Source organism: Candidatus Phycosocius bacilliformis (assembly GCF_003112735.1).
Lineage (GTDB): Bacteria > Pseudomonadota > Alphaproteobacteria > Caulobacterales > Aquidulcibacteraceae > Aquidulcibacter > Aquidulcibacter bacilliformis.
Window position 1 is genome coordinate 158721 of sequence record NZ_BFBR01000001.1, and the last position, 18218, is coordinate 176938.

Annotated in this window: 20 protein-coding genes and 1 other RNA gene; 9 read left to right on the forward strand and 12 right to left on the reverse strand. The window is 58.3% G+C overall.

Annotated elements, in window-relative coordinates; translation table 11 throughout:
• Window positions 1-97: 97 nt before the first annotated feature.
• The gene (locus PbB2_RS00855; RefSeq protein WP_145959861.1) at window positions 98-856 is read right to left on the reverse strand and encodes a tetratricopeptide repeat protein; all 759 of its coding nucleotides are present in this window, start codon (window positions 854-856) and stop codon (window positions 98-100) included.
• On the opposite strand from PbB2_RS00855, the gene PbB2_RS00860 reads away from it, so the two are divergent.
• Window positions 843-1706, forward strand: a complete 864-nt coding sequence (locus PbB2_RS00860) for an SDR family oxidoreductase (protein WP_108983397.1) — start codon at window positions 843-845, stop codon at window positions 1704-1706. The two genes, PbB2_RS00855 and PbB2_RS00860, sit on opposite strands and share 14 nt — an antisense overlap.
• 6 nt (window positions 1707-1712) lie before the next feature.
• Here PbB2_RS00860 and PbB2_RS00865 read toward each other — a convergent pair whose 3' ends face one another.
• The 4 genes from PbB2_RS00865 to PbB2_RS00880 all read right to left on the reverse strand — a co-directional run bounded on the left by PbB2_RS00865 (window position 1713) and on the right by PbB2_RS00880 (window position 5083).
• Window positions 1713-2459, reverse strand: a complete 747-nt coding sequence (locus PbB2_RS00865; RefSeq protein WP_108983398.1) for an ABC transporter permease — start codon at window positions 2457-2459, stop codon at window positions 1713-1715.
• Entirely contained in the window at window positions 2456-3214 is a 759-nt protein-coding gene (locus PbB2_RS00870) for an ABC transporter ATP-binding protein (protein ID WP_108983399.1), read from the reverse strand. Before PbB2_RS00870 ends, PbB2_RS00865 begins: the two co-directional genes overlap by 4 nt.
• Window positions 3214-4206 carry an ABC transporter substrate-binding protein gene (locus PbB2_RS00875; protein ID WP_420887445.1) on the reverse strand — a complete coding sequence of 331 codons (993 nt, stop codon included), beginning with the start codon at window positions 4204-4206 and terminating at the stop codon, window positions 3214-3216. Before PbB2_RS00875 ends, PbB2_RS00870 begins: the two co-directional genes overlap by 1 nt.
• A gap of 112 nt (window positions 4207-4318) precedes the next feature.
• Window positions 4319-5083 carry an exopolysaccharide biosynthesis polyprenyl glycosylphosphotransferase gene (locus PbB2_RS00880; RefSeq protein ID WP_320410521.1) on the reverse strand — a complete coding sequence of 255 codons (765 nt, stop codon included), beginning with the start codon at window positions 5081-5083 and terminating at the stop codon, window positions 4319-4321.
• 262 nt (window positions 5084-5345) lie between these two features.
• Between PbB2_RS00880 and PbB2_RS00885 the strand changes: the two genes are divergently transcribed.
• Both PbB2_RS00885 and PbB2_RS00890 read left to right on the forward strand, forming a co-directional pair.
• Window positions 5346-6401 carry a CobW family GTP-binding protein gene (locus PbB2_RS00885; protein ID WP_108983856.1) on the forward strand — a complete coding sequence of 352 codons (1056 nt, stop codon included), beginning with the start codon at window positions 5346-5348 and terminating at the stop codon, window positions 6399-6401.
• Window positions 6402-6587: 186 nt separating this feature from the next.
• The gene (locus tag PbB2_RS00890; protein WP_108983401.1) at window positions 6588-6860 is read left to right on the forward strand and encodes an HU family DNA-binding protein; all 273 of its coding nucleotides are present in this window, start codon (window positions 6588-6590) and stop codon (window positions 6858-6860) included.
• 167 nt (window positions 6861-7027) lie between these two features.
• Here the strand turns inward: PbB2_RS00890 and PbB2_RS00895 are convergent, their stop codons facing one another.
• Window positions 7028-7570, reverse strand: coding sequence for an NUDIX domain-containing protein (locus tag PbB2_RS00895; protein ID WP_108983402.1), 543 nt, complete (start codon window positions 7568-7570; stop codon window positions 7028-7030).
• A gap of 127 nt (window positions 7571-7697) precedes the next feature.
• On the opposite strand from PbB2_RS00895, the gene PbB2_RS00900 reads away from it, so the two are divergent.
• The gene (locus PbB2_RS00900) at window positions 7698-8279 is read left to right on the forward strand and encodes a MarR family winged helix-turn-helix transcriptional regulator (protein WP_108983403.1); all 582 of its coding nucleotides are present in this window, start codon (window positions 7698-7700) and stop codon (window positions 8277-8279) included.
• Window positions 8280-8334: 55 nt separating this feature from the next.
• Here the strand turns inward: PbB2_RS00900 and flaF are convergent, their stop codons facing one another.
• Complete coding sequence (gene flaF, locus PbB2_RS00905) at window positions 8335-8748, reverse strand: flagellar biosynthesis regulator FlaF (protein ID WP_108983404.1); 414 nt, start codon at window positions 8746-8748, stop codon at window positions 8335-8337.
• Complete coding sequence (flbT, locus tag PbB2_RS00910) at window positions 8696-9148, reverse strand: flagellar biosynthesis repressor FlbT (protein ID WP_108983857.1); 453 nt, start codon at window positions 9146-9148, stop codon at window positions 8696-8698. The genes flaF and flbT overlap by 53 nt, the downstream gene beginning before the upstream one ends.
• A gap of 250 nt (window positions 9149-9398) precedes the next feature.
• Between flbT and PbB2_RS00915 the strand changes: the two genes are divergently transcribed.
• Window positions 9399-10154: a TerC family protein gene (locus tag PbB2_RS00915; RefSeq protein WP_238164791.1), complete on the forward strand. Its 756-nt coding sequence runs from the start codon at window positions 9399-9401 to the stop codon at window positions 10152-10154.
• Window positions 10155-10212: 58 nt separating this feature from the next.
• On the opposite strand, the gene PbB2_RS00920 is transcribed toward PbB2_RS00915, so the two are convergent.
• The 3 genes from PbB2_RS00920 to hflK form a co-directional block, all read right to left on the reverse strand.
• On the reverse strand, window positions 10213-11043 hold the full coding sequence (locus tag PbB2_RS00920; RefSeq protein WP_108983406.1) for a hypothetical protein: 831 nt from the start codon (window positions 11041-11043) through the stop codon (window positions 10213-10215).
• Window positions 11044-11732: 689 nt separating this feature from the next.
• A complete protein-coding gene (gene hflC, locus PbB2_RS00925; protein ID WP_108983407.1) occupies window positions 11733-12560 on the reverse strand; it encodes a protease modulator HflC in 828 nt (275 codons plus the stop codon).
• On the reverse strand, window positions 12557-13765 hold the full coding sequence (gene hflK / locus PbB2_RS00930) for an FtsH protease activity modulator HflK (RefSeq protein WP_108983408.1): 1209 nt from the start codon (window positions 13763-13765) through the stop codon (window positions 12557-12559). Before hflK ends, hflC begins: the two co-directional genes overlap by 4 nt.
• A gap of 136 nt (window positions 13766-13901) precedes the next feature.
• On the opposite strand from hflK, the gene PbB2_RS00935 reads away from it, so the two are divergent.
• On the forward strand, window positions 13902-15122 hold the full coding sequence (locus PbB2_RS00935) for an Mrp/NBP35 family ATP-binding protein (protein WP_192576094.1): 1221 nt from the start codon (window positions 13902-13904) through the stop codon (window positions 15120-15122).
• Here PbB2_RS00935 and PbB2_RS00940 read toward each other — a convergent pair.
• On the reverse strand, window positions 15119-16018 hold the full coding sequence (locus PbB2_RS00940) for a LysR family transcriptional regulator (protein WP_133245669.1): 900 nt from the start codon (window positions 16016-16018) through the stop codon (window positions 15119-15121). The two genes, PbB2_RS00935 and PbB2_RS00940, sit on opposite strands and share 4 nt — an antisense overlap.
• A 114-nt stretch (window positions 16019-16132) precedes the next feature.
• On the opposite strand from PbB2_RS00940, the gene PbB2_RS00945 reads away from it, so the two are divergent.
• From PbB2_RS00945 to ssrA, 3 genes are all read left to right on the forward strand, one after another.
• Entirely contained in the window at window positions 16133-16828 is a 696-nt protein-coding gene (locus tag PbB2_RS00945) for a YdhR family protein (RefSeq protein ID WP_108983411.1), read from the forward strand.
• 1 nt (window position 16829) lies between these two features.
• Window positions 16830-17774: an alpha/beta fold hydrolase gene (locus PbB2_RS00950; RefSeq protein WP_150136596.1), complete on the forward strand. Its 945-nt coding sequence runs from the start codon at window positions 16830-16832 to the stop codon at window positions 17772-17774.
• Window positions 17738-18093: a transfer-messenger RNA gene (ssrA, locus tag PbB2_RS00955) on the forward strand. The genes PbB2_RS00950 and ssrA overlap by 37 nt, the downstream gene beginning before the upstream one ends.
• The last annotated feature ends 125 nt before the right edge of the window (window positions 18094-18218 follow it).

Genomic DNA, 18218 nt, shown 5'->3' on the forward strand with positions numbered 1-18218 from the left:
CGTTCTTGAACCCTGTTAGCCACCCGATCAAGTCACATACCCGCATCACCTGCACGACCCGGAGTTTTCAACCGCATGCGGAGGAGGGCGACCGGCTTCAGTCCGGTGCCCGCCCAAGGCGCCGGGCCTCCTGGATGCGACCGCGCACCAGCCAATTGTCGACATCCTTGGGAGCCAGCCTCAAGGCCTGAGCGATGTCGAGCTCTGCAGCGTCATAGGATTTTTGCTGCAGCAAGGTTTCAGCGCGCAGCCGCAAAGCCAGAACATCAAGTGGGCGAACCGATAAGCAAGCGGTCAAATCGGTCTGGGCTTCGGCCCATTTGCTTTGGCCTGCTTTGGCGCGTGCCCGATCCAGCAACAGATCGGGCTCGCCCGGCTTCAATTTCAGTGCGGCATCCAACGCCTTTTGAGCCGCGGCATATTCTTCAATCATCATCCAAGCATTGGCAGCGCGCGACAGGATCATAGCGCGGCTTTCTTCATCCCCGGCATCCGGGGCAGAGGCCAAGGCTGTCAAACGCTCAGCCCCGCCGCCAATGTCACCCCCTTCAATGCGCGCAATGGCGATACATTGCTCAGCATAGATTGCCCCACCCTGGCTTCGCCAGACAAAGCCGTCCTCAAGGGCCTCTTCGGGCTTGGTCTCTGCCTTGGCAACACACGCCGCCAAACGGGTTGCGTCACGGGGATCGGTTGCAGCATGGGCTTGCGTGGCAAGGACAAAGGTCGTTAGGGCGAATGGTAGGATGGCCAAGACGGCGGGCTGGGATATCGGCTTATGGGTCGTCATGAGATAGGTTCTGATCGGGCTAAACGGCAAAACTGAGGCAAGGAAGCAGTTGATGCGGGTTCTCATACTGGGATGCGGCTTTGTCGGTACCGCATTGGGAAAAGTCATGATAGCACAAGGTGCCCAGGTTGTGGGTACATGCCGCAGCCAAAGCGGGGCAGATGGGCTTGCCGCACAGGGTATTGAGCCGCTCCTGTTTGATGGCACGCCCGACCCGAAACTGTCCGAAGCTGCCGATTCTGCGAGCCATGTGCTGGCCAGCATCCCTCCCGGCCCAAGCGGGGATCCCGCATTGGCAGCCCTCCCCAGCGATTGGCTTGGCGATAAAACCCGATGGATTGGCTATTTGTCGACCACAGGCGTTTATGGGGATCGTGCTGGGGGCTGGGCCTATGAGGATGACGCCCCCACGCCTCTCAGTGTCGAAGCCACTCGGCGGGCCGCCGCCGAAGCGGCTTGGCAGAGCCTGCCCCAACCTGCCCATGTTTTTCGCCTACCGGGCATTTACGGGCCAGGAAGATCCGCACTTGAGCAAGTGCTGGCTGGAACCGCCCGTCGGATCGACAAGCCTGGCCAAGTGTTTTCGCGCGCCCATCGGGAAGATATTGTCGCTGCACTTCTGGCCAGTTTCGCGCGGCCCAATCCCGGCCGCATTTATAACATTTGTGATGACCACCCATGTCCTTCTGGCGATGTCATTGTGGAGGCCTGTCGTCTTTTGGGTCGCGCGCCCCCGCCTCTGATCCCCTTTGACCAAGCCGGTCTGTCGGACATGGCGCGGCGCTTTTATAGCGAATGCAAACGGGTCTCCAATGCGCGCGCCAAAGCCGAATTGGGTTGGACCCCGGCTTTTCCGACCTATGTGGAGGGTCTGGCCGATTGCTGGGCTCGGCTGGAGCCGAAGCCATCTGACTGAAGAGGATCAGGCACGAATTCGACGCTCAATCCAGGTCAGAACCGCATGCAAGGCCAGCCCCATTAAGGCCAGCAGGAAGAGGGCTGCAAACATGGTGGCCGTCTCAAGCCGATTACCGGCTTCCACCAGACGCCAGGACAGCCCCCCGGTTGCCCCGGTCCCGGCGACAAATTCTGCCACCACCACACCAACCAGCGACAAGCCCGCAGCCGTCTTTACCCCCGCCAGCAGGAAGGGGGCCGCTGTGGGCAGCTCCAGCCGGATGAAGCGCTGCAGGCTGGACGCCCGGTGCAGGCGGAACACGCGGTCCAAACCCGGATCGACTGCTTTGAGGCCTGCTAAAGCCGAGGTCAGCACCGGAAATACCGCAACAATGACGGCAAGGATCAAGATGGCGCGGCGGGGGTTTTCAATCCCGCTCCAAATAATGACCAAAGGGGCAATCGCAACGATGGGGGTTGCTTGCAACACCAATGCATAAGGACCAAGCCCCCGCTCTAGCCAGGGAATGCGGGCAAATATCAAGGCAACCAAAGTGCCGATCATGATTGAGAGGGCCAAAGCCGTCATCGCCAGCCCCAGCGTGACCCCGGCAGCGGGCAGCAGAATCCCGCCACGTGCCAGCAATGCCTCGGCCACCGCACTGGGTGGCGGCAACACCACCGACGGCACCTGCAAGAGCCGGGTTAGACCCTCCCACACAAGCAAGATCACAAGACCTGCCGCAACCGGGGCAAGATCGAGGCGCTTCATACAGGCCCCCTGTGATCACTTAACACGCGGCGGGCCGCCGCAGCGGCCTGGGCGAAATCCGGTGAGGTGAGGAAATCACGATCACGGGCTATTGCCGGGACTGCAATCTCGGCCATGATCCGACCCGGACGGGGCGAGAGCACCAAAATACGGTCGGCCAAATACACGGCTTCATCGACAGAATGGGTCACAAACAAGACAGCCAGATCTTGGGTCTCCTTGGCCTTCAACACAAGGTCATCAAGAGCCCGGCGACCCAATTCATCGATCGCGGCAAAGGGCTCGTCCAGCAAAAGGGCTGCTGGATCATTGATCAGCGCGCGCGCCAGCGCCACGCGCATGCGCATCCCGCCTGACAAGGTGCGCGGATAGGCTTTGGCAAAATCGTCAAGCCCCACACGCGCCAATGCGGCCTCCGCCCGGCGCATCTGCTCAGCCCGATCGATCCCAGCCAGCGCCAAGGGCAGGGCCACATTGTCGCCCGCTGTGGCCCAATTCATCAAATTGGGTTCCTGAAATACCATGCCAGGCACGGGTGCCCCCTCCGACATGGCCGCCTCGACCGAACCACTGGCCACATTCTGCAACCCAGCCAAAGCCGCCAATAGCGTGCTCTTGCCGCAGCCTGATGGCCCGAGCAGCACCACGCACTCCCCCGCCCGGACCGTCAGATCAATCGGGCCCAGAGCATCAAGGGCTCCAAAGCGCACGCAGGCCTGGCTTGCCGCCAGCCTTATGGGACGATCAGCCTTCATCAAGTCGGTTTGGGCAGGAAGCTGAGGTCGATGCCTGAGGCCCAATCAAGGTCCGCTGGGTAAACTTTGGCCGCTGCCATGACGTCAAAAAACGCTTTCCAGCGGTCCATCGTCATGGTGCCAATCGCCCCCTCGGCTGTTTCGACGATGCCATAGGACAATAATTTCTCCCGCGCTTGGGCCAACAGGTCCGGCGTCATGTCGGGATTATCCTTGGTGATCAAGCCATCACCGGGGGCGGGATCGCCGCGCAAATAATCCTTCCAGCCTGCAATCGTTGCCTCAACAAAACCGCGAACGGCCTCTGGGTGGGCGGCACGGAAGCTGTCTGACACCAAGGTCATGGCCGCATAGCCCGGATAGCCTGAATCGGCCAAAAGAAAGACTTGTGGGTCGATCTTGCCCTGCGTCTTCAATGTATAAGGCTCGCTGGTGACATAGCCCTGCTGGATGGCCTTGGGATCGGCCAGAAACGGGGCAGCGTTGAAAGTATATTTGCGCACCTGATCATCGGTAAAGCCATATTTGGCCTTCAACCATGGCCAGAAGGCCGTGATGGAAGCATCGGCCAGCATGATCGGCTTGCCCTTCATATCCGCCAGCGATGTGATGTCAGCGCGCGGATGGGTGATCAGCACTTGCGGGTCCTTCTGGAAGGACGCCATCACCGCCTTGGCCTTTGCGCCCGCTTGGACCATGGACAGGACGATTGGCGCGTTGGACCCCAACCCCATTTCGATCGCGTTGGCGGCCAGCAATTGGGGGACATTCACACTGGGCCCCCCTTGAATTAGGCTGACATCAAGACCTTTGTCGGCATAAAAGCCGCGTGCCACAGCTTGGTAAAATCCGCCCTGCTCGGCCTGCGCTCGCCAGTCAGTGGCAAAGCGAATGCGGACAGCCCCGCCGGTGTCGGCAGGCTTATCTGGGCCGCATGCCGCCAGCGCAAGTGAGGATGCGAGGCCAGAAGCCATGAGGGTGCGACGGGTAATCAAGCCAAATCTCCTGTGACCATGCTCCTATCATAGAGCAGCCCGCTTATCTGGCGAGCCCCAAAAACGCGTACAATCGTCGTCTGGACAGATCAAAGACACCTAACAAAGGTCAAAAGGCGCAGGAATCGCCCATGATCACCAGCTTGGCAGTCTTGAATAAGATGCGCATTTCCATACCAAGCGACCAGTTTTCGATATAGTCCAGATCCAGACGAATCCGCCGCCGCATCTTGTCCAAGGTTTCGGTTGGTCCACGTGACCCACTGCATTGAGCAAGGCCGGTGATGCCAGGCTTGGCACGAAAGCGCTCGCGATAGTCGCTCAATAACGCGCCATAATAATGATCATGGGCGACGGCATGGGGGCGGGGCCCCACAATCGACATCTCGCCGCGCAACACATTCCACAATTGGGGTAATTCATCGAGACTGGACCGGCGCAGGAAGTTGCCCAAAGCCGTAATGCGCTGATCATTGCGGCAGGCTTGGATGACGCAGTCGCCATCTTCCAACGTGGTCATGGTGCGAAACTTGTAAATCTTGAAAGCCTTGCCACCCAGACCCGTGCGGGTTTGGGCAAAGATGACAGGGCCAGGGCTCGTCATTTTGATAAGGATGGCGATGGTCAACAAAAAGGGGGCAAGGAACACAAGCCCAAGCCCTGCAGCAACCAGATCGAAAAGCCTCTTGGGCCAACTCATCACAGAAGCCGACAAAGTCTTGGCCGGGACAGGCCGATACAGGCTGATCTCGGCCAAATGCCCGCTGAGATTGGTTGATATGTGGTTCATCAGATCGGTCCAGATCCCAACGCTCAATGTCAAATGCGCTTTGTTGTTCAACGTCCAATTGTGAGACAACGCGTGCCTCATCATGCAAATCTGAGGCCGCCCGGACACACATCAATCACGCTGCGATCAGCCTAGAACAACAGGACCCATTATGACCCCGCCGATCCGTCGATTCTGATCAGGTTGTCGACCTATCTCGCTGTTGGGCGTAAGCGATTGACCACAAGGTGTCCAGCCAAGACCTCTTTTTTATCCTCGGGCCAGCCTTTATATACCCCAACGAGGCGATTGTGCGCGTAGATTGGTCGGCGTGCTCAAAAACATCCCGCTATCAGGCAAAGGCGTCATGCAGAATAATCCCGAGTCCAAAGTGCCCGTCACCGTTCTCACCGGCTATTTGGGTGCCGGCAAAACGACCTTGCTCAACCATATTCTGACCGCACCCCATGGTCGTCGCTATGCGGTTATCGTCAATGAATTCGGCGAGATCGGCATTGATCATGATCTGATTGTCGATGTGGACGAGGAAATCTTTGAGCTGAATAATGGCTGCGTCTGTTGCTCGGTGCGCGGCGATCTGATCCGCATATTAGGAGCATTATTTCGCCGCGGGCAGACTTTTGACGGCGTGATCATCGAAACAACGGGTCTGGCAGATCCGGCACCAGTAGCCCAGACTTTCTTCGCCGATGATGAGGTGCGCCACCGGGCAAGCCTTGATGCTGTGGTTAGCGTCGTCGATGCCGTTCATATTGCGGGTCAGATTGCTCAAAGCCAGGAAGCTGTCGAGCAAATTGCCTTTGCCGACGTCATTGTTCTCAACAAAGCGGATGCAGCCAGCCCAGAGCAACTTCAAACGGCCCGCGAGATCATAAACCGCCTCAATCAGAGCGCCCGTGTCTTGGTGACCTCACGCTCTGTCGTTGATTTGGACGACATTCTCGATGTCGGTGCGTTCTCGCTGGATCGGATTTTGGCCCATGATCCCCATTTTCTGCCGCGACCCGCTGTGCACAACCACCATGATCACCAGAGCCATGATCACCACAGTCATGATCATGAGCATCATCATGATCATGCCCATAGCCATTATGCCGGCATAGACTCACTTGCGATGCGTGTGACCTCGCCCCTGTCAGAGGCGGCCTTTGATACATGGCTGTCCGCCCTTGTGGCCGAGCGCGGATTAGACATTTTGCGTTTGAAGGGCGTCCTCAACATGGCAGATGACCCACGTCGCTATGTCATCCACGGTGTGCATATGATGTTGGAGGGTGATTATCTGGGACCTTGGGATCCCGATTCGGTTCGTGATAGCCGCTTGGTGATTATCGGGCGCAACCTCCATGACCCTGTGTTGCGCCGCGAAATCGAAGCCGGTTTTGCAGCCTGTGCAGCTTAATCCCGGACTAAAGGCAGCAAAACAGGCCATTTTGCGGTAAAATCTCGACCAATTGGTCCTGTCGCGCCCTTGACCTTTCCGCCCGAAACGCGATTGCTTGGCCCATTGCATTCGTCTGGTTACACGCGGGTGCGCATTTCTGGGGCCTGTATTGTCAAGCCTCAGGCAAGGACTAAGGAAACGACTATGAGCAAGAAAGACCTGATCGACGCTGTCGCAGAGGCTGCTGACATCACTAAGGACAAAGCTAACACCGCCATCGACGCGCTGACCGCAGCGATCGTAAAAAGCCTGAAGGCTGGCGGCGAAGTCACGCTGGCCCCTCTGGGCAAGTTCAAGGTCTCCAAGCGCGAAGCCCGTCAGGGCCGCAACCCTTCGACCGGTGAAACGGTGGAAATCAAGGCAGCAACTGTTGCCAAGTTCCAGCCTTCCAAGGCTTTGAAGGACGCGCTCAATTAAGTGAGCTTCGGGGCAGGCAAGGCGGGCATGTTTGTTAAAGCCCCCGGCCTGCCCTATCTTGATCAAGGCCCGGCCTGATCTGGTTGACCGATGTGCCACCAGTCAGGTTCGGGCCTTTTTCATGGCCACAATTTGGTGGCACAGCCGCCACCTTCTGCCTTGAGGTTTCAGCGGGCTCTTGGATGGGTGAGGTGCTCAACATCCGGGGGATTGGAAAAGGGCATGAACTGGGCTTGGCCTTCCACCTTCTTCCAGTCCCGCAGCGCCCAAATTCCGGTTGGGAAGGCGATGTCGTCCCACGGGATATCCGCATAAGCAAACCAAGCGACTTCCAAGCTCTCAGGACCCGGCTCAAAACCGGGTTCGGCCAAAGTGCCGCGGTACATGAAATGGACCTGACTTATGCGAGGCACTTCATAAATCGCCAGAAGCCCATCGATCTGGACTTTGGCACGAGCCTCTTCCCAAGCCTCACGCGCAGCACCTGCCGCCGTTGTCTCACGCTCTTCCATAAAGCCAGCGGGAATTGTCCAAAATCCATGACGGGGCTCGATCGCCCTTCGGCATAGCAAGATGCGCCCATCATCATCACTGATCACCACGCCAGCCACAATCTTGGGATTGACATAGTTTATAAACCCGCAGGTGTCGCAGACTTGACGGGGCCGATCATCTCCGGCGGGGACTTGTAACGAAAAAGTGGCTGGCATTGAGAATGAACTTCCGTGAAAACCAAGGTCCGGGTACCCCACCTTGTCGTGCGACCGTCAAAATTGAGTGATAGGACGCCCACTGAGGACTTCCCCGCGTGTGTGTGTAGCCAAGGCGAGTAGCGAGATGAGCGGTCAAGATCAAGAAGCAAGCGACAATGTCGCAACAAACCTCACCCCAGCTGTCCCCGCGACAGCAGCCGGTGCTGCTTTCAGCCTGAATGGCTCACTCAGCCATCTGCTCCATCGTGCGCAACAAGCTGCCGCCGACCTCCACGGGGTTGCTTTGGGTCAAGATGGGCTGACGCAACGCCAGTTTGCTGTTCTGGCCGTGCTGGCTGAGCAAGAAGGTCTGTCCCAGAGCGATTTGGTAAGCCGCACCGGGATCGACCGATCCACCATTGCCGAAATGATCGCACGCATGCAGGCCAAAGGCCTGACCCAGCGCACGCGGTCCGCCACAGACAGCCGGGCCAATTCGGTCAGCCTGACTGAGACTGGACGGGCGGTGTATGAAGCAGCCGTGCCGAAAATTGCCCAAGTTGACACCACGGTCTTGGCAGCTTTGCCGGCCTCCAAGCGGGCAGGCTTTGTTGAATTATTGATGCGGCTGGCCATTCCGGCACCGGAAAACAGCCCTGTGACGCCCGCCGATAAAAAGAAAAAAGACAAGGACAAAAAGAAGAAAAAGAAAAAAGCCAAGCGTTAAAGCCTGGCTTTGGTTCCTGTGATCTGTGCGCCTGTGTCGTTCGGGCGGGCGCGACTTAAGCTGCAGGCTGGGTCAATGGTTCAGCCGATACCGCAGCAGCAGCTTGATTTTGAAGATCAATCTGGCTTGCGAGACCTTGCATAATGGTCCGGTTGATATCGATCAGAGGCTCAATATCTTCGCCCTTCTGCATGACTTCGCTGGAATAGCGTCCCACCCACAAACTGAGCGAAATGATCGAGGCGCGCAATTGTTGGGGCAATTGGTTTTCCGCGCTGGCACAATCTGCGGCCATGAATGACCACACGCGCCGGTTCCAGTCCAGCGCATCCATGCGTTTTGCAATTTCATGGCGCGGCAGCTGCTGGGCTTCCATCAGCGCGCGCGTGACCTGACCGAACAGTCGGTACTCGATCTCACGCGGCGTTTCGGCTCGCTGCTGCGCCTTCTGGTACGCTTGGAGCGACATGCTCAATCCCCTCCATATTCAGCCTCTCGGCTTCATATTCCATCAGTTTCCGGCATCTGGACAACGCCTTATAATATTCACCCGTCATGACCTCACGAGAAATATTGACACATTCCTCCAAAATGGCGGGGGAATGAACCACACTCATGAACTCGGTCATGCGGAGCGCGAACTCATTATATTGTTCTGGTGTCTCATGGCCCTGCAGATACATCAGCATGATCGGCAAATAGATGCGCCGCACGGGTGTGTTGGCTTCCTCCAACTGCATGATGTCTTTTTCACGCAGGACAGAGGCCTTATTCTGCAAGAGTAAAGTGGTTCGACGATCCCCGTTTTGAACAACGGCACCGTTCAGCACGATCTTTTCGTTCGGCTTCAGCGATAATTTCAGCGGCATTTCAAGCTCCTGCGTGCCTAAGGCGCTGATCAGAAGATGTCGATATGACACAAACCTACAACGCAAATCACTCAGGGATGCTAAACAAACGTGGTTAACGAATGCCTTCCGACTGTGGCGATGCATTGCGTCACGCATTTGTGAGCTTTGCCCCATCCGATGGCTTGACCCTGAACGGCCTTGCAGGCAACCACGCCTCACGATGCAGTGATAAGCGTGCTCGGAACGAGGCTTTGGGGGAGGGTCAGACGTGGCAGATTGGTTTGCGTGGATGGCAACGCCAGATGGCTGGGCCTCTTTGGCGACATTGACCCTGCTTGAGATTGTGCTGGGGATCGACAATGTCATCTTCATCTCAATCGCCGCATCCAAACTGCCCAAGGAACAGCAAGCCATGGCCCGTCGCCTTGGTTTGAGCCTCGCACTGATCCTGCGCGTCATCTTGTTGTCGATGCTGGTGTGGCTGGCAGGCCTGACCAAGCCCTTGTTCGCCGTGTTCGATCACCCCTTCTCGATGCGTGACCTTATTCTGATCGCCGGGGGCGGCTACCTCCTCTATAAAGCGACCATCGAGATCGGCGAGATGGTGCGTGCCAAGGGCGTGGAAGATCATGCCGGGCCCAAGACAAAATCCTCCAGCTTGCTGGTGGTGGTCGCCCAGATTGCCGTGATCGATGTGATTTTCGCGATTGATTCCATTGTGACGGCCATTGGCATGTCCAACAATCTGTCGATCATGGTCGCCGCTGTGGTGATCGCCATTGCGGTGATGATGTTTGCCAGCGAGGCAGTCTCGGCTTTCATCGACAAATATGAGACCACAAAAATGCTGGCACTCGCCTTTCTGATGATCGTCGGGATGGTGCTGGTCGCCGATGGATTTGGTCAACATATTGAGCGAACCTATCTTTATGCCGCCATCGCATTCTCTGTGCTGGTTGAAAGTCTGAACATTCTCGTCAAACGCCGCACTGAGCGCGAAGGTGAGGATGGCGAGGGGATTTAGGCCGGACGTTTGCAGCCAACACCCCCACCCCCGCTTGAACATCAAAGCAGGGTCACATCTATAACAAGGTGATCATGGGTACTGGCCAGCGGCGGGGCGGGGGTAAGGGCGGGGGACGACTTCGGCTTTTCTGGGTGATCTGAAAGCCCATCGCATCGAAGGTGGCGCTGATTTCATGGCCACGTCGGGCCATGATGCGGGGGCGCTCATCAGGGGCGAGCATGGGGCCGGGACGGCGGCGGGCGAGAGAGAAGGCCAAGCGTTTGGCCTTGGCCTGGGGGTCGGCTGCGATGGCCTGCAGCAAGTCCAAGCGCCGCAACCAGTGGCCGATGGGCACAGGGGCGGGGGTAAAGTAAAAGGGCCGGGCTTGGCCAGTGATGGCCCTGTCCAGCGCCTCAAACCGCTGTGCGAGCGTGTCCGGATGGGGCAGAAACGGGGCCGGAAACACCCGAAAACCTGGCGTGCGAACAGAAGGCTTGCGCGCCTTCTTGCGGCGCAGGTTTTCAACCTGCGGCTTGGCGACCAATTCATGCTCCAGATCAAGCGCCATCAGGATCAATATCCGGCGCAAGAAGGCCTCAAGCGCCCGCACCCCCGCCCGCAAGCGTGCGGCCACCGCCTTGCGCACAAAGTGTGGCCGTTCCCACAAATTATCCTTTGCCAAGACATGGCTATGCAGCTGCAAGGCCAAGGACAGCACAAAGGCAAAGGGGGCAAGCGAGAAGGCCATGACACTATCATGGCTGGGATGTTGTGCGGTGGGATAGATTGGGATGGCCCCCACCCCCACAATGCTGTCATCCCGGACGGCGATGGCCAATCCGGGACCTTGTGGCGCACGTGCGCGAGGAGGTCCCCGCTCTGCGCTTCGCTCCGGCGGGGATGACATCGTTTAGAGTTGGTTGCATTTATAAATGGGTGTCATCCCGGACGGCGAAGCCGATCCGGGACCTTGTGGTGCATTTTCACATGGAGGTCCCCGCTCTTCGCTGCGCTCCGGCGGGGATGACATCGTTTAGAGTTGGTTGCATTTATAAGTCGGTGTCATCCCGGACGGCGCAGCCGATCCGGGACCTCATGCCGCACGTGCGCATGGAGGTCCCCGCTCTGCGCTATCGCTCCGGCGGGGATGACATCGTTTAGAGTTGGTTGCATTTATAAATGGGTGTCATCCCGGACGGCGAAGCCGGTCCGGGACCTTGTGACGCACAGGCGCGATGAGGTCCCCGCTCTTCGCTTCGCTTCGGCGGGGATGACATCGAAAGAACTTAGAAGCGCTTTGGTGCCCAATCTGGTCACCAAACCGCAACCTCAATTGTTCTTGCGACATCGGGGTGGTCAAGTGCGCAGCTTTGCTGCGTCGCGGCGCGATCGGTTTTCGAAGAAAACCGACACTTGACGACCCAGATGTCGCGCTCAAACTCGACCATCCGTTTGGTGAAACACAGGTTTCACCAAAGCGGTTCTGAGTGGAAATGAACATCCACAACCTTGTCATCCCGGACGGCGTTAGCCGATCCGGGATCTCATGACGCAGAAAGCCCAAAAGGCCGCGCTGCGCACCCGCGGGGATGGCACCTATTGCTGGCCGCTGCCGCCACCGCGACTATTGAAGAAGCGGAAGAAGTCGCCATCGGGACTGGTGACGATGGTGGTGCCGGGTGGCAGAGCCTTTTCATAAGCCTGCATGGACCGATAGAAGGCCGCAAAGCCTGGATCCTGATTATAGGCATCGGCAATGATCTTGGCCCGCTCACGGTCAGCGCCACCACGGATTTCCTGTGCCTGACGGTCACCTGCGGCCCGGACACTGGCAGCAGCCTGCTGACGTTCTGACCGCATGCGTTCAAACACGCGCTCTTGGTTGGCCGGGGGCAGATCAGCGGCGCGGATTTTCACATCCACCACTTCAATCCCCAAGGTACGGGCTTCCCGATTCATTTCTGCCCGGATTGCCGACATTAATTGAGAGCGGCGACCGGAAATAATGTCGGTGGACTGAGCCGAACCCAAGACCCGGCGCAGCGACGCCTCCAGCAAGCTGGTCAAACGGTCACGCGCGCGCCCCTCGGTCCGAACAGCCTGATAGAAGCGCAGCGGATTGACGATGCGCCAGCGCGCGAAACTATCGACTTCCAAGCGTTCTTGGTCGGCGGTTACAACTTCGCTCTTGCCGGACGGGGTCAGGTCAAGGATGCGGCGATCATAAATCTCACGCTGCTGGATGAAGGGCACCATGACCTTCAGACCGGGGTCAGTACCATCAATATTGAAGAAATTCTTTGGCTGACCGAATTGCAACGTGATGGCCTGCTGTGTCTCGCTGACGGTGAACAGCGATGCATTGGCCAAAATGAGCGCGCCAAAGGCAAGCCCACCGAGAATGGGAAGCGTACGGGCGTTCATCGGACAACTCCTTGCGCGTTGTTGTTTTGAGCTGCTGGTTGAGCAGGTGCCGCATTGGTCGCGGCCCCCTTCAGCAATTCAGGGGGGAGGACCACCATGGGTGCATTGCCGGTGCGGCCGGGATCAAGCAGGACCTTATTGGCCCGCTCATAGACTTTTTCCATGGTTTCCAGATACAGGCGCTGACGCGTGACATCCGGGGCGAGGCGATATTCCTGATAGAGCTGGTTGAAGCGGGCTGCTTCACCTTGGGCCTGTGGCACCACGGCGTTGCGATAGGAACGCGCCTGATTGATCTTGGTTTCAGCTTCCTGACTGGCTGCGGCCACTTCCCGGAAGGCGTCATTGACGGCAGCAGGGGGTTCAGCCTTGGTCAAATTGACCTGCGTAATGCGGATACCAGCCTTATATTCGTTCAGCGTGCGCTGAATGAGGTCACGGGTTTGGGTTTCCACCGTTGCACGGCCAGTCGACAGAACTTGCTCGCGCTGTGAACGGCCGGCCACCTCACGCATCGCCGCTTCGGCCACGGCCCGGACCGTTTCTTCCGCACTGCTGCGTCCGTCCTGACCATGGGCGACCTGAAACAGATAATCGCGGGAGTTTTCGATCCGCCACCAGACCTGGAAACCCACATCCACGATGTTTTCGTCCGCCGTCAGCATCAAGCCGTCATTTGGGCCTGCACCGGCCCCACCGCCGACGGTCAAGGAGCGCGCAGTCTGCACATCAACAATCTGACGGGTCTCAATCGGGGACGGCATATGGACATGCAGACCTTGGCCTTGGGTGTCGACATATTTGCCAAAGCGCTGGATCACGGCCTCTTCACCGGCATCAACGACATAAATGCCAGTGGCAAACCAACCCAGCACCGCCACCAGCGCAATCGCACCCAGGGTGCGCTTGTCAAACTGGATCGGCTCTCCGCCGCCGCCGCCGCCACGTGGCAGGCCACCGCCGCCACCGCCGCCGCCCAGCACATTCTTCAAACGATCCTCAACTCGCTTGGCCAGATCATCCAGATTGCCACTTTCACCAGAATTGCCTGGACGCCGAGGCGGCTGGTTTCCACCAGTGCCCCAGGGATTGCGTGGGCCCGAACCGCCAGAGGAGTTGCCCCCAGATCCGCCACCGGATCCACCACCGGGACCCCAAGGGCCACCGCCACCACCGCCGCCGTTTGAATTGTCATTCCAAGGCATCTGATCGCTTTTCCATTTCTAAACAGCCGGCACAGACCCATGCCCATGCCAAACAAGCCGCCGAATGCAGGGCCTAACACTTGCAAGCCTATCCGACTGCCCCTTATGTGCGTTCTCAGCGACAGGGATCAAGAAGGTGTTTGGAATCAAGCGATCACTCAAACGCGAGGATGTCCTGAAAATCTTGGACACTTTGCGCGGATTGGACGGCTTAAGTCTTGTAAAATCAGGACTTATTGAGGACGTTCGCATCTCGGAAACCCAAGATGTCCTCACAACAATTGCAGTGCCCGCAGGTGCAGAAAGTTTTGCACCGACCTGGCAAGAGGCTGCAACAGCCGCGATTGGAGGCCTGCCAGGGGTTGGTAAGGTGACCGTGGTGATGACCGCCCATCGTGAGCCATCCCGACCTGCCAGCGGTGAGTCGTCTCCTCAGCCACAAGCGTCCGCCGCAAACCCCACCACCCAGCGGGTCCGCAAGGGCGCGCGTTTGACGGATGCGGCGCTCGCCCAAGGTGTGGCACAAGCCCCACCTGCCAAACCCGGCATCCCTGGCATCACCGCCATTTTGGCAGTCGCCTCAGCCAAGGGCGGGGTGGGCAAGTCAACTGTGGCGGTTAATTTGGCAGCGGCCTTGGCCGCGCTTGGGTTGCGGGTCGGCCTTCTCGATGTAGACATTTACGGCCCCTCGATCCCCACCATGTTGGGCACAGTCGAGGCCGAGCCCGAGGTGGATGAGCACAAGAAATTGCTGCCAATCCCGGCCTATGGCCTCCAAACCATGTCGATTGGCTATTTGGTCGATGGCGATGCGCCAATGATCTGGCGTGGGCCGATTGTGACCAGCGCCATCAAGCAATTGCTGGAAGATGTGACATGGGGAAGTGCTGAAGAGCCACTCGACATTCTGGTCATGGATACCCCGCCTGGCACCGGGGATGCTCAATTGGCACTCGCCCAACGTGTGCCATTGTCCGCCGCTGTTCTGGTGTCGACCCCGCAAGAAGTCGCACTGGCAGATGTCCGTCGCGGTGCGGGCATGTTTGCCAAAACCCATGTGCCTGTCCTTGGCGTCATCGAAAATATGGCGTGGCTCGCCCAACCCGACGGGACCCGCCTGCATGTGTTTGGCGAAGGCGGCGCGCGACGGACAGCTGAGGCCCTTAATCTGCCGTTCTTAGGCGAGGTGCCTCTTGAAATCGGCATCCGGCAGAGCGGGGATGCAGGTGTGCCCTATGTGGTAGCCGCACCGGGGTCTGAGACCGCCAATGCCTTTTTGTCGATTGCCGCCCATATTCATGATGGCCTGACCCATCAGGCAACCAAGCCTGCCCCGCTCATTCGCTTTGTCGCCTAGCGTTCACCTGCGGGGCTGATTGCTTGCTTGAACGACGCGACGATCCAATGGCGGACCCGCTGCAGTCGGGGGGTGGTCCGAGTATCGCGGTGAAAAACCAGCCACGGTATGCGCTCGGGCAAACCGGACTGGGGAATTTCAACCAAGCCAGCCGCCTTGGCCGCATACGCAGGCAAGGGCGCAATGCCGACCCCGGCAACCGCGGCATTCTGTAAAGATCTTACGCTGGAGGAGGTAAAGCAAACCTGGCCTTCCAGCCCTTGAGCTTTCAGCCACAGATTTTCGGCAATATCGCCATAGGCTGGATCGAGCCAAATCAAATCTTCCGATGCCAAGGTGATCGAATGCGGATTGCGCCCGGCGAGATAGGACTGGGAAGCAAACAGGCCCATGCGGATGACGGGAAGTCGGCGTGCCACCAAACTCTCTTCATGGGGCTGCACCATGCGGATCGCAACATCGGTGCGGCCTGCGTTGAGATTGGCAATGTCATTGGACACCTCAAGGTCAATCCGAATAGCGGGGTCATCTGCCCGCAACTGGGCCAAGCGGGGAGCCAGCACGTCGGCAATCACGGCTTCAGTCGCCGAAATGCGAACCGACGGCAGATTAGGCCCATCTTGCAGCGCACGGGCTAATCGGGCAATTTGCCCCAAGTGTCGTGCGCCGGGTTCTGCCACCGCCAGAATCGTCTGGCCCGCGCCCGTCAGGGCCGCTCCGCGTGGACCCCGCTGGAAAAGACGCAACCCCAATTGTTCTTCAAGACTATCGAGACGGCGGCTGATGGTGGCTACCGACACAGCGAGCTGATTGGCAGCCTCCGACAATGATCCACAGCGCGCCACGACGACAAAACTGCGCAATCCTTCCCAGTCAATCGCCTGCTCATCGATCATTTTTGCAAATCCATTTTCCGTTTTTATAGCTTCCTGTTGTGCGTGGTCAATCGCAAATGGGGAAGCACCCGCGGGCACCACGTCGATCGCGGCACGCTTAGAAAGGAACTCACCATGAAAAACCTTCTGCCTTTACTGGCCTTAGCCGCATGGGTTGGTCTGTCACCACAAGTCAAAGCCCAAAAAGCCGCATCCGATCAGGTAGCAGTCTATGTCTCAATCCCCAGACCGGCTGGGGCCAGCGATGCTGTACTAGATCAGGAGTTTGCGAAAGCCGTACCGGCCTATGCCAAGGTTCCCGGTTTGAGGCGCAAGTATTTCACCTATGACGCGGGGCATTTCGGTGGTCTCTATCTGTTTGCCGATCGGGCTAGCGCCACCAACCAATTCTCACCAGCTTGGCACGCACGGGTTGAACGCACGTATGGGTCTAAAGCCGAGGTCACCTATTTCACAGTACCTGTGGTCACCGCAGGTGCGTCCAGACAGGCCCCATCTGGCGGCAACGTCGCGGTAATCGTGCGGGTAAAACCCCCTTGGTATGCCACACAAGGCCTGATCCGGCGAGGCTTTGCCAAAGCGATTCCTGACTATGCCGGCATTCCACGCCTGATCTACAAATATTTCACCATCGGCGACGACCGCACTTTTGGCGGCATTTATCTCTGGGAAGATCAGGCCAGTGCCGCGGCCTATTTTGGCCCAGCTTGGCATGCCCGCGTCAAGCAGCGATATGGTCACGATGGCGAGGTCATCATGCTGAAGGCTCCTGTCAGCCTGATTAAACCCAATGTGACGGGGAGCCAATAAGATGGGCATGCTGCGCGATCTTGGCCTCAAGCTCGATACGTGGCATGGGCGTACCGCGATGGCGCGGTTTAAGAATGGCTGGCCCGCTCACGCGTCACCCGATGTCGGCTTTTACCGCACGCCACTGACCCAGTATCGCTATCGGGTGGTTGGCTCTGGCCCGACTCTCGTCTTTGCTGCTGATCCGCCCATGAGTCTGGAAAATTATGACGGGCTGATCGAGGCCTTCAGCCCATACTTCCGAGTAATTGTGTTTGAACTGCCTGCTATGGGATTCAGCGCGGTCAGCTCTGACTATCGCTTTGACTTTTACCAGACCAATGACGATGTCGCCCGCTTTCTTGCCGATGTGGCCGGTGAGGGAGCCATTCTGGCCTTCTCCTGCGTGGCAGGCCTTTGTGCAGTCGATCTGGCTTGCCGACGGCCCGAATTGGTATCGCGCCTTGCCTTGATACAAACCACAGATGTGGCGGGATTTGCCGTTTGGAAAGCGCGTCGTGACCCCCAAGGCATTCTGGCCAAGCCCATTATCGGCCAGCTTGCCATGAAGCAAATGGCCCCCAAGCGCATGCCGGATTGGTATCGGCTGTCGGTAGGACGCAAGGAAATGATTGACGCGCTGGTTGCCTGTGCGTGCCGGTCGTTTGAGCATGGGGCCATGTGGTCTTTGGCCAGCGCTTATCAGGTCTATATGGACCCGAATATCAGGCTTGGCCGTCCGAAACAGCCCGCACTAGCTTTCTGGGGCCAAGCTGACCGCAGTCATCCTGCCGAGCATGTCGACAGCCCCAAACGTTTGGCCGACCATGTTGACATGATTGTCTACCCCGATCTTGGCCACACGCCGGAATTGGAAGACCCTGCCCGCCTGTGTGCGGATTTGCGGGCTTGGATTGCCAAAAGCGGACAGGTCTTCCCACCAGCGCCAGAAGCGCCTATAATATAGAGGTCCGGTTCGCCGGACTATGGTGATAAACGTGCGTGTAATAAGCAGGCCGGACCGGGGTGCGATTCCCCGCGGCTCCACCAAAATCTCTGCGGGTGTCGCCGCGAGTGTGGGGCCGATCAGGATCGACGGATGTGTAAAGACGTAACTTTTACCCGCGTGGGCTTCGTCATCCGCCCATTTTCATAAATGCAAACGATAACTTTGCACAGGACGTCCGTTTGGCTGCGTAATGCGGTCTGATTGACTTCCGACTAAGTCCCCCGGCTACGGCTGAGGGCGGGGCGCGGAGGGGGGCCCGGCAACAGCAACCCCCTCCACCTTGCCACCTCAGATAAGGCTTACGGCAACACCTATTTCTGGAAAAATCAAATCCTTAGCCGCCTGCGTGGGTTGGGGACGTGCTGCTGCAAAAACCCATCACAAAACCACTCACGATACTCG

Coding starts and splice junctions, on each gene's coding strand:
- PbB2_RS00860 (WP_108983397.1), top strand. CDS start 843: ATGCGGGTTCTCATACTGGGATGCGGCTTTGTCGGTACCGCATTGGGA.
- PbB2_RS00855 (WP_145959861.1), bottom strand. CDS start 856: ATGAGAACCCGCATCAACTGCTTCCTTGCCTCAGTTTTGCCGTTTAGC.
- PbB2_RS00865 (WP_108983398.1), bottom strand. CDS start 2,459: ATGAAGCGCCTCGATCTTGCCCCGGTTGCGGCAGGTCTTGTGATCTTG.
- PbB2_RS00870 (WP_108983399.1), bottom strand. CDS start 3,214: ATGAAGGCTGATCGTCCCATAAGGCTGGCGGCAAGCCAGGCCTGCGTG.
- PbB2_RS00880 (WP_320410521.1), bottom strand. CDS start 5,083: ATGATGAGGCACGCGTTGTCTCACAATTGGACGTTGAACAACAAAGCG.
- PbB2_RS00885 (WP_108983856.1), top strand. CDS start 5,346: ATGCAGAATAATCCCGAGTCCAAAGTGCCCGTCACCGTTCTCACCGGC.
- PbB2_RS00890 (WP_108983401.1), top strand. CDS start 6,588: ATGAGCAAGAAAGACCTGATCGACGCTGTCGCAGAGGCTGCTGACATC.
- PbB2_RS00895 (WP_108983402.1), bottom strand. CDS start 7,570: ATGCCAGCCACTTTTTCGTTACAAGTCCCCGCCGGAGATGATCGGCCC.
- PbB2_RS00900 (WP_108983403.1), top strand. CDS start 7,698: ATGAGCGGTCAAGATCAAGAAGCAAGCGACAATGTCGCAACAAACCTC.
- flaF (WP_108983404.1), bottom strand. CDS start 8,748: ATGTCGCTCCAAGCGTACCAGAAGGCGCAGCAGCGAGCCGAAACGCCG.
- flbT (WP_108983857.1), bottom strand. CDS start 9,148: ATGCCGCTGAAATTATCGCTGAAGCCGAACGAAAAGATCGTGCTGAAC.
- PbB2_RS00920 (WP_108983406.1), bottom strand. CDS start 11,043: ATGTCATCCCCGCCGGAGCGAAGCGCAGAGCGGGGACCTCCTCGCGCA.
- hflC (WP_108983407.1), bottom strand. CDS start 12,560: ATGAACGCCCGTACGCTTCCCATTCTCGGTGGGCTTGCCTTTGGCGCG.
- hflK (WP_108983408.1), bottom strand. CDS start 13,765: ATGCCTTGGAATGACAATTCAAACGGCGGCGGTGGTGGCGGTGGCCCT.
- PbB2_RS00940 (WP_133245669.1), bottom strand. CDS start 16,018: ATGATCGATGAGCAGGCGATTGACTGGGAAGGATTGCGCAGTTTTGTC.
- PbB2_RS00945 (WP_108983411.1), top strand. CDS start 16,133: ATGAAAAACCTTCTGCCTTTACTGGCCTTAGCCGCATGGGTTGGTCTG.
- PbB2_RS00950 (WP_150136596.1), top strand. CDS start 16,830: ATGGGCATGCTGCGCGATCTTGGCCTCAAGCTCGATACGTGGCATGGG.